The sequence below is a fragment of the Corallococcus sp. NCSPR001 genome (assembly GCF_017309135.1).
Classification (GTDB): domain Bacteria; phylum Myxococcota; class Myxococcia; order Myxococcales; family Myxococcaceae; genus Corallococcus.
Genome location: NZ_JAFIMS010000002.1, coordinates 1,157,883 through 1,171,932 on the forward strand (window position 1 = coordinate 1,157,883; position 14,050 = coordinate 1,171,932).

Genomic DNA, 14,050 nt, shown 5'->3' on the forward strand with positions numbered 1-14,050 from the left:
GGCGGCCTCTTCTCGCCGGAAGCCTTGCCTTCCGCGGGGTAGGGGGGGCCACATGAACGAAGCCCAGGCCGGGTGGATCGCGGCGTCCGGCGGTGTGCCCTTGCCGCTGCATGAGCTGCTTCAGCAGCTCCCTGCCTTCTTCGGCCTCTACCGCGGCCCCGGCCACCACATCGAGTTCAGCACCGCCACGCGCCTGCCGCTGCTCGACACGCGCGGCCAGGTGGGCATCCCGCTGCGCGAGGCCTGTCCCCAACTGGGAGGTCCCGGCTGGCACGAGGCCTGGGACCGCGTCTTCGCCACCGGAGAAGCCCTGCACCTGCGCGAGGCCTCCGCCCGCGCGCGCACCGCCGACGAGGAACTCTTCTTCAACCTGTCCCTGCTGCCGCGACGCGATGCCCAGGGGAGGGTGGAGGGCGTGCTCGCCTTCGCGGTGGACGTGACGGAGCTCGTGCGCATCCGCCGCGCCGCGTGGACCACCGCGGCCTGGCGCACCGAACGCCTCCAGGCGATGACCGCCGCGCTGTCGGAAGCGCTCACCCCCGGGCAGGTGGTGGAGGTGGCCGCGCGCGAGGGCGCCATCGCCATGGGGGCCCTCACCGGCCTGGTGGTGGTGCCCGCGGGCGCGGCCCTGGATGTCTTCGAGCGCGCGGCGGCGCATGGCTTCTCCCCGGGTGAGCTGGAGGGCTGGCAGCGCTTCGAGGTCTCCGCGACCTGCCCCCTCACGGACGTGACGCGCACCCGCGAGCCCTGCGCGCTGGGCTCGTGGACGGAGTGCATGGCGCGCTACCCGAGGCTCGCGCAGTTATCCCGCGAGCGGACCCTGGCGGCGTGGGCGTGCGTGCCGCTGGTGAGCGGCGGGCGCGTGTTCGGCTCGCTGGGCCTGGGCTTCGGCGACGCGCGCGACTTCGACGCGCCGGAGCGCGCCTTCCTGCTGACGGTGGGCCGTTTGTGCGCGCAGGCGCTGGACCGCGCGCGGCTGTACGACGAGGAGCGCGCGGCCCGGAGCGTCGCGGAGGCGGCCAGCCGCGCCAAGGACGCGTTCCTCGCCACGGTGTCCCATGAGCTGCGCACGCCGCTCACGTCCATCCTCGGCTGGTCGCAGATGCTGCGGCAGGGCCTGCTGGGCGAGGACAAGCGCCAGCGCGCGGTGGAGGCCATCGAGCGCAACGCCCGCGCGCAACGACAGCTCATCGAGGACCTGCTCGACATCAGCCGCATCGCCAACGGCCGTCTGCGCCTGGAGCCGGTGCCGCTGGAGCTGGGCCACGTGGTGGAGGCGGCGCTGGATGCCGTCAGGCCCACGGCGCTCGCGCGCGAGCTGACGCTCGATGTCTCCGTGGACGCGGACGGCGTGCCGCTGTTCGGCGACCCGGACCGCTTGCAGCAGGTGGTCTGGAACCTGCTCTCCAACGCCATCAAGTTCACGCCGCCCGGAGGACGCGTGATGGTGTCCGCGCGCACGCGCGACGAGGGCGCGGAGCTGGTGGTGCGCGACGACGGCGAGGGCATCCCCGCGGACTTCCTGCCCTTCCTCTTCCAGCGCTTCCAGCAGGCGGACACCGGCGTGAGCCGCCAGCACGGAGGCCTGGGGCTGGGCCTGTCCATCGTGCGGCACCTGGTGGAGCTGCACGGCGGCACCGTGACGGCCGCCAGTGACGGGTTGGGCAAGGGCGCCACGTTCACCGTCGTGCTGCCCCGCTCGCGCGTGGGCACGGCCCCGGGGTCCTCGCGCGTGCCGCGCCCCGTGGAGGGCCTGACGCTGCCGCGCTTCCCGGAGCTGGAGGGCCAGCGCGTGCTGGTGGTGGACGGCCAGCCGGACGCGCGCGAGTGGATGTCCGTGCTGCTCACCCGCGTGGGCGCGCACGTGCTCACCGCCACCAACGTCACCGACGCCATGGATGAGGTGCGCCGCTCCCCGCCCACGGTGCTGGTGACGGACGTGACGCTGGCCGGAGAGGACGGCTATTCGCTCCTGTACCGGCTGCGCGCGCTGCCCTGGGAGTCCGGAGGCGGCGTGCCCGCGCTCGCCGTCACCGCCGCCGCGCGCCGCGAGGACCGCGACCGGGCCCTGCGTGCCGGCTTCAGCGCCTTCGTCACCAAGCCGCTCGACGCGGTGGAGCTGCTCACGGCGGTGGCGCGCCTTGCCCCTCCGCCCAATCCGGCTGAGCCCTGAAGTCCTCCTCCGAGCGCCACGGCTGGAGGAAGTCCCCCACCTCCCGGCCAAGCCGCGCCCCGCACACGTCGCGCGGGATGATGTGGAAGCCCTCCCGATAGGCCACCTGCCGCACCTCCGGACACGCCTTCATCCGCCGCGCGAGCCAGCGTCCGCCCTCCGGATCCACCACGTGGTCCTGCTCCGCGGTGGCCACCAGCACCGGGCAGCGCACCCGGGGCGCGTCCGCCAGCGCCAGGTCCTGGAGCCTGCACAGGTCGCGCAGCCGGGCCACCGGGAACGCGGGCAGCACCGGCGCCTGCGCCAGCGCGGCCGGGTCGGAGATGTCCGTGCCGCCCTTGTCCACCCAGGGCGTGGTCCATTCGAGCAGCGGCGTGCGGCACAGCTGGCGCACCAATGCCATGCGCGCGCCCTTGAAGCGCACCGCGGGCGCCACCAGCACGAGCGCGTGCACGGCCTCCGGTTGATGCGCGGCCAGCCGCAGCGCGAGGAGCGCGCCCATGGACAGTCCGGCGACGAACACGCGGCGGTGTCCGGCGAGCGACGCCAGCGCCTGGTCCGCGCAGGCCTGCCAGTCGCGGAAGTCCACGTCCAGCATCGCCTCCGGCGTGGTGCCGTGGCCCGGGAGCCGGGGCGCAAGCACGCGCATCCCCCGCGCCGCCAGGGCCTCGCCCAGGGGACGCACCTCCCAGGGGCTGCCGGTGAAGCCGTGCAGCAGCAGGCAGGCGTCCGGCCCGTGCCCCAGGGCGAAGGGCGCGGTGGACTCCCCGTCGATGTCCCGCCAGCGCGTGCTCACGGGGAGGACACTGGCCACGGCGGGCCCCAGGCGCTATGCCGCCTGACTCATGGCCGACACTCCGACGAAGCCCCCTGAAGTGCAGCTCCAGGTGCAGATGACCGAAGAGGTGTCCAATGGCCAGTACAGCAACCTGGTCCTGACGAACCACACGGACTCGGAGTTCGTGCTGGACTTCCTCTATGTCCAACCGCAGCAGCCCCTGGCCCGCGTCCGCTCGCGCATCATCACCAGCCCGCGCCACGCGAAGCGGCTCCTGAAGGCGCTCCAGGAAGGCGTGCAGCGCTACGAGGCGCGCTTCGGCGCCATCACCCTGGGCGAGGACGAAGGCCCCAAGCACTGACGGGCCGGGTCCATCGGGACTTTCCCTCCCGGCCATTCCCGGCGCACACTGCACGGCATCGTGTTCCGTGCCCTCGTGTTCGCCGCTGCCCTGCTGTCCGCCGCCCACGCCTCCGCCCAGTGCACCGGGGACGGAGTGCAGCTGTATCCCGCGCCCGGCGGCATCGTCCCCACCAACATGCGCATCCTGCTGGAGGGCGTGGGCACCGCGAAGTCGCCGGTGCTGGGGCTGGTGGGCAAGCCGCTGAAGCTGGTCTCCACCGACCACGAGGTGAAGCTCAAGGTCACCAAGGGCTGGGAGAGCTCCCTGGGTCGCGCCACCATCATCCTCAAGCTGGCGGAGCCGATGCAGCCGGACAAGCGCTACTTCCTGAACCTGCAGGAGGTGCTCCCCAACGTCGCGCTCCTCAATGGCCAGGTGGGCGCGCAGCCGTCGTGGCTGAGCGGCAAGGGGCCGGACGCCAAGGCCCCCAAGTGGGTGAAGCGCCCCGCTGTCTCGGAGGGCTTCGTGCGCCGCTCGCCCCAGGGCATCGCGCGCTTCGTGAAGCTCAACCTGGCGCTGCGCGAGGAGAGCCCCGCCTTCCTGGTGGTGAAGCTGTCGCCCCGGCGACTGGGCCTGTCACCCCAGCAGTACCTGCTGCCCGTGCAAGGCAACACGGCTTATCTGGGCCATGAGGCCTGCGGTGGAGCGTTCTCGCTGGAGGACGGGCGCAGCTATCGGGCGCGCATCGAGGCCTTCGATGCGGCGGGCAACCTGGCGCCGTCCACGCCTCCCGTGGACTTCGAGGCCCCGTCCGCCCAGGGCCCCTAGTAGTGTGCCCGCCCGTTCAACCCGAACCAGGGAGACGACGGGCATGACGGCGACGGTGGATGTGGAGGGGTTGAAGGGGCGCATGGCCGCCTTCATCCAGAAGCTCCAGGACGACATCTGCGGAGCGCTGGAGCAACTGGACGGCCAGGGCCGTTTCCGCGAGGACGCGTGGAGCCGCCCCGGCGGCGGTGGCGGCCGCAGCCGCGTGTTGGAGGACGGCGCCGTCCTGGAGAAGGCGGGCGTCAACATCTCCATCGTCCACGGCGAGTTGGAGGAGGCCTTCGCCAAGAAGCTCCAGGGCGAGGGGCGCACCTTCTGGGCCGGGGGCCTGTCGCTGGTGCTGCACCCGAAGAGCCCGCATGTGCCCACGGTGCACGCCAACTACCGCTTCATCCACCAGGGCGGGCGCGCGTGGTTCGGCGGCGGCGCGGACCTGACGCCGTACTACCTGGACGAAGAGGACGCGGCGCACTTCCACCGCACGCTCAAGGCCGCGTGCGACGCGCACGACCCCACGTACTACCCGCGCTTCAAGGCCGCGTGCGATTCGTACTTCCACCTGCGCCACCGGGGCGAGGCGCGCGGCCTGGGCGGCCTCTTCTTCGAGAACATGGGCGGCGACCTGGAGCGCGAGTTCGCCTTCGTGCAGGCGTGCGGCAACAGCTTCATCCCCGCGTACCTGCCCATCGCGCAGAAGCACAAGGACACGCCGGTGACGGAAGGACAGCGCTTCTGGCAGGAGGTGCGCCGGGGCCGCTACGTGGAGTTCAACCTCGTCTACGACCGGGGCACCATCTTCGGCCTGGAGACGCAGGGGCGCACGGAGTCCATCCTCATGTCGCTGCCGCCGCGCGTGCGCTGGCGCTACGACCACCACCCGGAGCCCGGCACGCCCGAGGCCCGGCTGCTGGAGGTGCTGCGCAATCCCCGGGAGTGGGCCTGATGGCCTCGTCTTCGGAGACTGGGAACCCTGGGGAGCCCGGCCCCGAGCGCCCGCGCAACACGGCGGTGCGCATGGGCATCGCCGTCACCGTCTTCGCGGCGATGGCCGCCACCGGCCTGTTCATCACCCGGCTGTCCGCGATGAGGGCCTCCGGAACCGTGCCGCCGGAGCAGGTGGCCACCGAGGCCCGCGTCCAGGTGCTGGCCCTGTGCGACGCGGTGCAGGGCTTCCGCGACGAGCACGGCGACTACGTGTCCATCGCGCCCTATCCCGCCCCCGTGCCCCAGCGGGGCGAGGCGGTGCCCTTCCCGAAGGACCACGAGGACTTCCGTCGCATCGGCTTCGACCCCGGCCCCACCGTCCACCTCCAGTACGAGGTGCGGGTGGAGGAGAGCCCCGTGGGTGAACCGGAGGTGTCCTGCCTCGCCCGCGCGGACACGGACGGAAACGGCCTCAACGCCGTGTACCGCGTCCGTCTGGATGCCAACGGGATGACGACGCCCGTGGAGGTGGATCACGAGGGGGAGTAGCCCCCCATGCAACTCGGGGTTCTCGTTGTGAGAGAATCCCCCGTGATGGGAAACGTCGGCGACATCCGCGGCCCCCGCGCAGGGGGTCCCAACGGCTCGGGTGGGCCCCGCTCCGGCGGTGGGCCCTCCGCGCCCGCGAGCCCGTCACCGGCGTCTCCGTTCCGCGATGACGGGATGGAGACCTCCACCCCCACTACCTCCCCCGGGGACCGCACCCGCATCGGCGCTCCGCCCGTGGGGCTTCCGCCAGAGGCGGACGGCGGCGCGTCGTTGGAGCCTGGCAGGGAACCTGGAGGCGAGCCCGGCGAGCCGGGCCTCCCTGGCGGCGAAGGGACGGAAGTGGCTCCGGACGGGGGCGACGTGGGGGCCCGCTCGGTCCGCGTCGGCGTTCCCAACCGGGGCCCCCGCGCGGACGGGACGGGGCGCGCGCCCCGCGCGGACGCCGGCACCGGCTTCGAGTCCCCCGGCGCGGCCCCCCAGACGCCCCGGCGCAAGGGCGGCGACGGCTTCCGGACGCCCGGCTCCAGCCCCACCACCGCCAGCCCCTACCTGGGCGCGGGCGAGGCGCGCGGGCCGGTGCTGGACGTGGAGTCGCTCATCCCCTCCGGCCTGGACGACCTGGAGAGCCACCTCGCGGTGGGCAAGCGCTTCGCGTCGGACGCGGCGCTCCTGTCCGCGCAGGTGCGGCCCTCGTCGCTGCCCTCGTCGGACCGGGTGGCCCGCTTGTGGGCCTTCTTCGCCGCCTACGCGGAGGCCGCCGCCCAGCACCCGCCCGCGGAAGAGGGCCGGGCCGCCTTCGAGCAGGCCCTCAAGGACCAGGGCTTCGCGCAGCTCCAGGACGCCCACACCGGGCAGAACGGCGTGGCGGCCGGCATGTGGGTGATGGACGCGCCCACGCCGGAAGAGGCCCGCGAGCGCGCGGACGCCGTCCAACTGGAGCCCCCGCCCGACGTGCGCCACTCCGAGCAGGCCGCCCCGCTCACCCCCGGCCTCTACCAGCCCCTGCCCGGCCCCTTCGTGCGCCGGGACGCCCAGGGCCGCCCCCTCCAGAACGACGATCCCCGGGACCGCCACGGCTCGGACCGCCGGCTGGGCGCCCGCATGTTCTGGAACGTGCTCCACACCTTCCGTGCGGGTGAGGACACGGAGGAATCCTCCGTCACCCAGGCCCAGTGGGACCGCATGGTCTTCGGCGCGGTGCTGGCCATGGTGGGCCTGGCCCTGGCGGCCATCGCGCTCGTCAGCTCCCTCTAGGAGCGACGGGGCGCGTCGAAATCATTGGGGTTGGCGCGGCCTGTGCTACGGTGCCGCGCACTTGGCCACCGACGACCTCACACTCGTCAAGCGCGTCCGCAGCGGGGACCAGCGCGCCTTCAAGCTCCTCGTCGAGCGTTACCAGCGCAAGGTGTATGCCGTCGCGCTCGGAATGCTGAAGGACAAGGAGGAGGCGATGGACGTCTCGCAAGAGGCGTTCGTCAAGGTCTACAAGTACCTGGACCACTTCAAGGGCGACGCGTCCTTCTACACGTGGCTCTACCGCATCACGTCCAACATCTGCATCGACGTGCTGCGCAAGCGCCGCGGCGGCGGCGAGCCCGTGGAGTTCGACGAGACGCAGGACGTGGACCTCTCCGAGGCCCGCATCGGCGCGCTCGGCAGCCGCCTGGGGACCAATCCCCAGAAGAGCGCCCTGCGCAAGGAGCTGGCGGAGAAGATCCAGGAGGCCCTGGCCACGGTGCCGGAGAAGCACCGCGCCATCCTCCTGCTGCGCGAGATTGAAGGAATGTCCTACGAGGACCTGGCCCGCACGCTGGACATCCCCAAGGGCACGGTGATGAGCCGGCTCTTCCACGCGCGCGCCAAGGTGCAGAAAATCCTGGGGGATTATCTGGAGCTGGACGAAGCCAAGAGCGGGGTGGGCAACGAATGAGGACGCCAGAAAGGCCTCCTCGAATATCCGAGGGTCCCGTCGCGTCCCCACCGACGAATTCCCACCAGCCCGCAGGGTGAAGAGTATGGCCGGAAATCCCGCGTGTGAGCGTTTCGTACCGCTCCTGTCTCCCTACATCGACGGTGAACTCGCTCCCGGGGAGCGCGTCCACGTGGAGCGGCACCTGGCCGCCTGCCGGGATTGCACGGGCCGCGCGGCGGACCTGCGCGCGGAGTCCGGGTTGCTCCGGGTGGGCCTGGACATGGCGGTGGACGACGTCGACTTCAAGGACTTCGCCCAGAAGGTCATGGCCCGGGTGACGCCGGAGAAGCCGCCCCTCATTGAACGGATGCGGCTGGCCCTGTCGGAGATGTTCCTCTACCAGCGCACGGCGATGATTTCGTCGCTGGCCACCGCCGCGGTGGTGATGCTGGTGGCGCTGCCGCTGGTGCTGCGCGACAACGCGCCGGAGGGCTACGCCGCCGAGCGCATGACGGTGAAGTCCATCCAGTCCTACCAGGGCGCCCGCGTGGCCCCGGTGGTGATGGAGACCGAAGGCGGCGGCTCCATCATCTGGATGGTGGACGAGCAGGAGCAGGCCCCGGAGCCCGTGAAGGAGAAGAAGCCGGGCGCGGTGGAGTCCCAGGATTCGAGCGTGACGCCGGAGGACCAGGAAGGACAGCCGGCGCCGGCTCCGTCCGTCCCGCCCCGGCCCACCGGAGGAGCGCTATGACGAAGCCGACGTGGGCGGTGCTGGCACTGCTGTTCGCCGTGGGTCTGGTGATGGGGCCGGCGGTCGCCTCCGCCCAGGAGCAGAAGGTGAAGGTGCAGGTGGAGGTGGTGCTGGCCTCCAACAAGGGCACCGTGGTGGACCCCCCGGAGCTCTCCAAGATGAAGGAGGCGTTCCAGAAGCAGAACTTCAGCTTCACCTCCTTCAAGCGCATGTCGCTGGACACCGTGGAGGTGGGCGCCCAGAAGCCCACGGAAGTGAAGCTCCCCAACGGGACGAACGCGTCGCTCCAGCTTTTGGGCATGAAGGACGGCAGCGCCACGCTGCGCGTCATCATCCCGAACCAGTCCTCCGTGGAGGTGGAGCTGGGCCGCCAGGGCGCCGTGTACCAGAAGGCCGGCAAGCACGTGGGGGGCGAGCTCATCCTCGTCCTGGTGCCGCCGTCGAAGTAGCCGTGTGAGTCGTGCCGGATGCGCGCCGCCCTGGAGGCAGGCGCCGTCCGCGGAATCCCCACCCTGACGCCTGGATGGCCCCCTGTTCCCCGGGCGGCCCCGCGTCAGGGTTCCCCGTCCCTGAATCTTCCCAGGTCCTCGCACATCCACCCCTGCGTGGACGGTGTGCTGTCCCAGCGTCGGACAGCTCCGTTCCACGCCTGACGTGCGCCGGGGTGCGCATGGCACCGGAGGGCAGGAAAGAGGGCGGAACTACCTGGAGCGGGGCTGAAAGAAAGACAGTCCTGCCCGGCGTGACAGGGGGCCCGCGGACTTTCTTCCCTCGAAAAACGCCGGTTTGAGCGACGGCACGGCAGTTGCTCTTGGGTCTGAGGGCAGGACGGGCGGGACGGTGGGCGGGCAGGGCGGCGGGGCGGGACGGGGCAGCACGGGGCGGTACGGGGCAGGGCGGCGGGACGGGGCAGCAAGGCAGGACGGGGCAGGGCGGGTCGGGGCAGCAAGGCAGGACGGGGCGGTACGGGGCAGGGCGGGTCGGGGCGGTACGGGCGGGCAGGGCGGCGGGGCAGCAAGGCGGTACGGGGCAGGGCGGGTCGGGGCAGCACGGGGCGGTACGGGCGGGACGGGGCAGGGGCAGCACGGCAGGACGGGCGGTACGGGGCGGTACGGCACATCACGCAGACGGGCAGACACTTCATCCTCGGAGAACGAAGACCATGGCGACCAAGACCCAGAAGCAGACCATCCAGCGCAAGGCCCGTCAGGTGAAGGCGAAGACGGTCAAGGCCGTGTCCAACGCCGGCAAGCAGGCGAAGCGCGTGCAGGTGACGCTCGGTGACCTGATCGCCGCGGCCTTCGACACCGTGGGTGGCGAGGCTCGCAAGGTGGCCAAGGTTGTTTCCTCCACCGACATGACGCTGGCGACCGGAAAGCACATTGTCTTCGTGGGGTGATGCTTCCGCCGGCCGGGCGCGGACGAGACATCGGGAATCCACTCCAGGGCCAGGTGACCGACGTGAAACGCATTCTCAGCCCCGGACGCAACTGCTGGACGCGTTCGGAAACGCATGACGCGGGCGTGCTGGTGGACGCCCGGGACTACTACCGGGAGCTGTATCGGGCCATCCGGAAGGCCCGCCGCTCCATTGTCATCACCGGTTGGCAGTTCGACAGCGACGTGACGTTGCTGCGCGGTGAGGACCTGGAGGAGGCGAACGGCGGCGAAGTCCGGCTGCTGCCGCTGCTGGATCAGATGTGCCGGGAGAACCCGGAGCTGCACGTCTACATCCTCGCGTGGGACTTCAGCATGCTGCTCGCCATGGAGCGCGAGTGGATGCAGAACCTGCTCTTCAACTGGACGACGAACGAACGGCTGCGCTTCCGCTTCGATTCCTCCAGTCCGCTGTACGGCGCCCATCACCAGAAGCTCGTCGTCGTGGACGGCGTGATGGCCTTCACCGGTGGCATGGACGTGTGTGACTGCCGCTGGGATGACCGGGACCACCCCGCGCGCTCGAAGCTGCGCTGCGACTCCGGCCGCGACCCGCACGGGCCCTACCACGACGTGCAGACGGTGCTGACGGGCCCCGCGGTGAAGCCGCTCGCGGAGCTGTTCGAGGCGCGCTGGGCGCACTCGGGCGGAGGCGAGCTCCGCCTGGAGCCCGTGAACCGCGACGACATGACTTTCGAAGCGACGATGCCCGCGCCTCCGGGCCCGGTGGCCATCAGCCGCACCTTCGGCAAGACGCTCCTGCCGCCGCAGGACGAGGTGCAGGAGATCCGCGCGCTGTACGTGGACGCCATCGACGCGGCCGAGCGCTTCATCTACATCGAGAACCAGTACTTCTCCTCGCGCGCCATCTACGACGCGCTCGTCAAACGCATGCGCGCGGCCGGACGGCCCCGGCTCCAGGTGATGCTGGTGCTGCCCCGTCAGCCGGAGGCGCTGCGTGAGCAGATCGCCATGGGTGTCGCCCAGGTGCGCCTCTTGCGCGCGCTGCGCGCGGTGGCATCCGAGACGGGCCACGGCTTCGCGGTGTACGGCTCGGCGGCGAAGGACGAGGACGGCTCGGACGTCTTCACGTACATCCACTCGAAGGTGCTCATCGTGGATGACACCTTCATGACCATTGGCTCGGCGAACACGACCAACCGCAGCCTGGGCCTGGATTCGGAGCTCAACCTGAGCTGGGAGGCGGAAGGCCCCGGCGACGCCGTGTCGCGCGCCATCCGCCGCGTGCGCGTGTCGCTGATGGCGGAGCAGGCAGGCCTGGCGGGTGTGGCCGCGCTGCGCCCGCTGGTGGACGCGACGCACATGGTGGAGACGTTGGACGGGCTGGCCCACGCGGGACAGCACCGGCTGCGTCCGCACCCGCTGGAGACGGTGTTCGACCAGAACCCCCTCTTCAAGCCGCTGGAGCCGGAGGAGTTCCTCATCGACCCGGAGGAGTCGGTGCTGGACGAGTCCCTCTTCGAGGCCCTGCACAAGGGCGACGACGGCCTCTTCGCCTCCGGCGTGCGCCTCTTGTCGCGCTGGCTGGTGGGCAAGTCGTGCGAGACGGCCCGGCGGCACAGCGCCATCCTGCCCTGCGATCCCGTTCAGGAAGAGGGCGGGACGCTGGGGAGCTAGCGGCGGGCGAAGTCCACGCCCACGCCCGCGCCCGCGCTCACGCCTTGCACCAGCGTGCCGTCCGGCTGCGGGAAGGTCTGCGTGGAGCCCGCGCCCCAGATGTACATGGCGGGCAGCACGCGCTGGCGGAACTCCGCGGCCACCGAGTAGCGGGGCTTGTCACCCAGGCCCACCACGATCACGCGCGCGATGCCTCGCGACTCGCCGCCCGGGCTGCTGAAGCTCAGGGACAGGTCGCCGTCCGCGCGGCCGAAGGCGGAGTACTCCACGGCGCCGCTGGCCACCACCTCCGGGGAGTCCGGTCCGTCGCCTCGCGCCACGGACACCTCCAGGTAGCCGGAGAAGTCCTGGGGCACGCGCTGGTCGGACTGGGGCTCCTCGGAGAGGCCCACGGCGGAGAAGCGCGACAGCTCGTAGCCCGCGCCGAAGTAGCCGAAGCGGAAGCCTCCGCCCTGCCGGCGCCCCTGCGCGGTGACGCTGATCTGCGTGCCCTTGAAGTTGCCCTCGAACGCGACGCCCAGGAGGGCGCCCACGTCCTGCGCGCCCTCGTTGAGCCGCGCGCCGCCGGCGACCAGGGCCCACGTGCGCAGCCGCTCGCCCTTGTACATGGCGAACTCGCCGCCCACCGACGCCACCGTGGCCTCCGGCGTCACACCGCCCGCCTCGCCGAAGTCGTGCGCCGCGGAGGCGCGCACCAGGTAGCGGTCGAAGTTCCCCTCGCTGTCGCTGGCGATGCGGCCGATGTCCAGCAGCAGCTCGCCGGAGAACACGCGCGCGGCGAGCACGTCGCTGGCCAAGAGCTGCACGCGCGCGGGCCCCGCGGTGAATGACAGCGTGCCGCCCGCCGGGTGGTAGTTCGGGTTGAGCTGGTTGTCGTAGCGGTTCACCAGGTAGCCGCGCCCCAGCGACTCCTCCAGGAACGGCTGCACGCGCAGGCCGAAGCGGCCGGACTCGTCGCCAATGCGCAACAGGCGCACCACCTGGCCGTAGTCACTGCGCTCGTCCCAGTCCTCGCGCCGCAGCCACGCGCCGTAGTCGTCGTCCTTCTGCTTCGGCTCGCTGTCCAGGAGCCGGAAGCGCAGCGGCGCGCCCAGCATGAAGGCGAAGTCCTCGCCGCCATCCACGCCCAGCGACGGGTACGCGTAGCCGAACAGGTCCTGCCCCCCGCCCCGCGTCCCGGACGGGAAGCTCAGCGGCCCCACCTCCAGGAGCGCCCGGAACCCGATGCCGTCCGAGCCGCCCGAACTCCCCGATGATTCCGACGCGGAGTACGACTCCTGCCGCGGATCATTCGGGACCTCCTCGATGGTGGAGGACTGGGAGTGAAGCAGCGCGATGAGGGCCACGAAGGGAGCACCAGTCATTGGTGCTCACTCTAGTTGGAGGGGCGCGGGCTGGACAGACGAATACCCGGGACGGCCCGCGAGCGGGCTTTCCCGGGTATCCGCCCTCGCGTGGGGCGCGATGACTAGTTCGTGGGATCCGGCGTGGCGTCCGTCTCCACCTTGGAGGTGTCCGTGCTCGGGGCGTCCACATCGCTGTTGAGCGCGCCGGAGCCGGCCTCGTCGCTCACATCGCTCACGTCGCTCTTGCCCTCGGTGGTGCTGCCGGAGCCGCCGGTGCCACCCAGGTTGCCTTCGGTGCCCAGGTTGCCCTTCTCATTGGGGTCGCGGTTCTGGTTCACCGCGCCGGAGGGGGACTGGGTGTCGCCCAGCTCGGTGGGCGTGTTCTGCTGGACGTCCCATTTCTCTCCGTCCCCGGTCTTCACGGCCTCGTCGGGCGCGCCGGAGCCGCCGGTGGCCTCGCCCTCGTAGACGGTGGGCGCGTTCATGCGGTCGCGCTTCTCCAGGTCGCTGACGTTGCCGGTCTCACCGGGCAGCTCCTGGTTGGAGGAGTCCGAGGACGAGGAGTCGATGCTCCCGCTGGTGTCCTGGGTCTCACCCGCGCTGCCCGAACCTCCGATGGCACCGGCTTCCGGTGACGAGGCCTCGCGCGTGTTGGCATTGTGGCTGGCGCAACCGTACAGCGACAGGGCGGCGATCGCCGCGAACAGAGGGAGCTTCATGGGAAATCTCCGTGTGTGTCGGGTGGGTTCAAGTCGGCTGCCAGAAATCTGGTTGCCCTTCCGACAGAGACAAGGACACACACGGTCCTCTGCTACCCGACCCTTACCTGAGCGGCCGGGCGAGCAGGCGCCCGGGTGCCGGGCCGTAGGCGACTCGCCAATCCCAATCACGACGCACGTCCGCCTCGCGGAGACACCTGCTTGACGACAGCTGTAGTCAGGCGTACCTTGCTTCTTGACTACAGCTGTCGTCACGAAGGGCAGGGCGCATGAAGAAGCCGGTGGGAGAGCAGGAGCTGGCGGTGCTGCGGTACGTGGCCGAGCACGGGCCGGCGACGGTGGGCGAGGTGGCCGAGCGCTTCGGTGAGGCGCAGGGCCTGGCGCGCTCCACCATCCTGACGGTGATGGAGCGGCTGCGGCTGAAGGGGCACCTGACGCGGAGCAAGGTGGACGGGGTGTTCCAGTACGCCTCGCCGGTGGCGACGCAGGAGCTGCTGCGCGACGTCGTCGGGAACTTCGTGCAGCGCACGCTCTCCGGATCCCTGTCGCCGTTCGTGACCTACCTGTCGGAGACGGAGGACGTGTCCGACGAAGAGCTGAAGCAGCTCCAGGACGTCGTGGCGCGCCTGCGCCAGAAGCGGAAGGAGTGAGC

The 14,050-nt window shown here is 71.3% G+C and carries 15 protein-coding genes; 12 read left to right on the top strand and 3 right to left on the bottom strand.

Annotation, left to right across the window (positions count from 1 at the left end):
* Positions 1-52: 52 nt before the first annotated feature.
* A complete protein-coding gene (locus JYJ93_RS06865) occupies positions 53-2,173 on the top strand; it encodes an ATP-binding protein (protein ID WP_206787420.1) in 2,121 nt (706 codons plus the stop codon).
* Here the strand turns inward: JYJ93_RS06865 and JYJ93_RS06870 are convergent.
* Positions 2,124-2,948 (bottom strand): alpha/beta fold hydrolase, encoded by an 825-nt coding sequence (locus tag JYJ93_RS06870; RefSeq protein ID WP_269013117.1) that lies wholly within the window; start codon positions 2,946-2,948, stop codon positions 2,124-2,126. The two genes, JYJ93_RS06865 and JYJ93_RS06870, sit on opposite strands and share 50 nt — an antisense overlap.
* A 70-nt stretch (positions 2,949-3,018) precedes the next feature.
* On the opposite strand from JYJ93_RS06870, the gene JYJ93_RS06875 reads away from it, so the two are divergent.
* The 10 genes from JYJ93_RS06875 (at position 3,019) to JYJ93_RS06920 (ending at position 11,333) form a co-directional block, all read left to right on the top strand.
* On the top strand, positions 3,019-3,312 hold the full coding sequence (locus tag JYJ93_RS06875; protein WP_206787422.1) for a DUF3467 domain-containing protein: 294 nt from the start codon (positions 3,019-3,021) through the stop codon (positions 3,310-3,312).
* A 60-nt stretch (positions 3,313-3,372) separates the two neighbouring features.
* Positions 3,373-4,122, top strand: coding sequence for a hypothetical protein (locus tag JYJ93_RS06880; protein WP_269012836.1), 750 nt, complete (start codon positions 3,373-3,375; stop codon positions 4,120-4,122).
* Positions 4,123-4,165: 43 nt separating this feature from the next.
* The gene (hemF, locus tag JYJ93_RS06885; RefSeq protein WP_206787423.1) at positions 4,166-5,065 is read left to right on the top strand and encodes an oxygen-dependent coproporphyrinogen oxidase; all 900 of its coding nucleotides are present in this window, start codon (positions 4,166-4,168) and stop codon (positions 5,063-5,065) included.
* Positions 5,065-5,595: a hypothetical protein gene (locus JYJ93_RS06890; RefSeq protein ID WP_206787424.1), complete on the top strand. Its 531-nt coding sequence runs from the start codon at positions 5,065-5,067 to the stop codon at positions 5,593-5,595. The genes hemF and JYJ93_RS06890 overlap by 1 nt, the downstream gene beginning before the upstream one ends.
* A 174-nt stretch (positions 5,596-5,769) precedes the next feature.
* Positions 5,770-6,849 (top strand): Immediate early protein ICP0, encoded by a 1,080-nt coding sequence (locus JYJ93_RS06895; RefSeq protein WP_242543695.1) that lies wholly within the window; start codon positions 5,770-5,772, stop codon positions 6,847-6,849.
* A 61-nt stretch (positions 6,850-6,910) separates the two neighbouring features.
* Positions 6,911-7,525 (top strand): sigma-70 family RNA polymerase sigma factor, encoded by a 615-nt coding sequence (locus JYJ93_RS06900; protein ID WP_014400131.1) that lies wholly within the window; start codon positions 6,911-6,913, stop codon positions 7,523-7,525.
* 85 nt (positions 7,526-7,610) lie between these two features.
* Positions 7,611-8,258: a zf-HC2 domain-containing protein gene (locus tag JYJ93_RS06905; RefSeq protein WP_206787426.1), complete on the top strand. Its 648-nt coding sequence runs from the start codon at positions 7,611-7,613 to the stop codon at positions 8,256-8,258.
* On the top strand, positions 8,255-8,707 hold the full coding sequence (locus tag JYJ93_RS06910; protein WP_206787428.1) for a hypothetical protein: 453 nt from the start codon (positions 8,255-8,257) through the stop codon (positions 8,705-8,707). Before JYJ93_RS06905 ends, JYJ93_RS06910 begins: the two co-directional genes overlap by 4 nt.
* A 713-nt stretch (positions 8,708-9,420) precedes the next feature.
* Entirely contained in the window at positions 9,421-9,657 is a 237-nt protein-coding gene (locus JYJ93_RS06915; protein ID WP_206787430.1) for a chaperonin, read from the top strand.
* Between the two features lie 62 nt (positions 9,658-9,719).
* On the top strand, positions 9,720-11,333 hold the full coding sequence (locus JYJ93_RS06920; RefSeq protein WP_269012835.1) for a phospholipase D-like domain-containing protein: 1,614 nt from the start codon (positions 9,720-9,722) through the stop codon (positions 11,331-11,333).
* Here the strand turns inward: JYJ93_RS06920 and JYJ93_RS06925 are convergent.
* Both JYJ93_RS06925 and JYJ93_RS06930 read right to left on the bottom strand, forming a co-directional pair.
* A complete protein-coding gene (locus JYJ93_RS06925; RefSeq protein WP_206787434.1) occupies positions 11,330-12,697 on the bottom strand; it encodes a hypothetical protein in 1,368 nt (455 codons plus the stop codon). The genes JYJ93_RS06920 and JYJ93_RS06925 overlap by 4 nt on opposite strands.
* Positions 12,698-12,801: 104 nt before the next feature.
* Positions 12,802-13,398 carry a hypothetical protein gene (locus tag JYJ93_RS06930; RefSeq protein WP_206787436.1) on the bottom strand — a complete coding sequence of 199 codons (597 nt, stop codon included), beginning with the start codon at positions 13,396-13,398 and terminating at the stop codon, positions 12,802-12,804.
* A 269-nt stretch (positions 13,399-13,667) separates the two neighbouring features.
* Between JYJ93_RS06930 and JYJ93_RS06935 the strand changes: the two genes are divergently transcribed.
* Complete coding sequence (locus JYJ93_RS06935) at positions 13,668-14,048, top strand: BlaI/MecI/CopY family transcriptional regulator (protein WP_014400122.1); 381 nt, start codon at positions 13,668-13,670, stop codon at positions 14,046-14,048.
* The last annotated feature ends 2 nt before the right edge of the window (positions 14,049-14,050 follow it).

Bases quoted from the DNA above. Each gene is read 5' to 3' on its own strand.
- JYJ93_RS06930 (WP_206787436.1), bottom strand. From the start codon at position 13,398: ATGAAGCTCCCTCTGTTCGCGGCGATCGCCGCCCTGTCGCTGTACGGT.
- JYJ93_RS06925 (WP_206787434.1), bottom strand. From the start codon at position 12,697: ATGACTGGTGCTCCCTTCGTGGCCCTCATCGCGCTGCTTCACTCCCAG.
- JYJ93_RS06905 (WP_206787426.1), top strand. From the start codon at position 7,611: ATGGCCGGAAATCCCGCGTGTGAGCGTTTCGTACCGCTCCTGTCTCCC.
- JYJ93_RS06910 (WP_206787428.1), top strand. From the start codon at position 8,255: ATGACGAAGCCGACGTGGGCGGTGCTGGCACTGCTGTTCGCCGTGGGT.
- hemF (WP_206787423.1), top strand. From the start codon at position 4,166: ATGACGGCGACGGTGGATGTGGAGGGGTTGAAGGGGCGCATGGCCGCC.
- JYJ93_RS06935 (WP_014400122.1), top strand. From the start codon at position 13,668: ATGAAGAAGCCGGTGGGAGAGCAGGAGCTGGCGGTGCTGCGGTACGTG.
- JYJ93_RS06890 (WP_206787424.1), top strand. From the start codon at position 5,065: ATGGCCTCGTCTTCGGAGACTGGGAACCCTGGGGAGCCCGGCCCCGAG.
- JYJ93_RS06895 (WP_242543695.1), top strand. From the start codon at position 5,770: ATGGAGACCTCCACCCCCACTACCTCCCCCGGGGACCGCACCCGCATC.
- JYJ93_RS06865 (WP_206787420.1), top strand. From the start codon at position 53: ATGAACGAAGCCCAGGCCGGGTGGATCGCGGCGTCCGGCGGTGTGCCC.
- JYJ93_RS06875 (WP_206787422.1), top strand. From the start codon at position 3,019: ATGGCCGACACTCCGACGAAGCCCCCTGAAGTGCAGCTCCAGGTGCAG.
- JYJ93_RS06915 (WP_206787430.1), top strand. From the start codon at position 9,421: ATGGCGACCAAGACCCAGAAGCAGACCATCCAGCGCAAGGCCCGTCAG.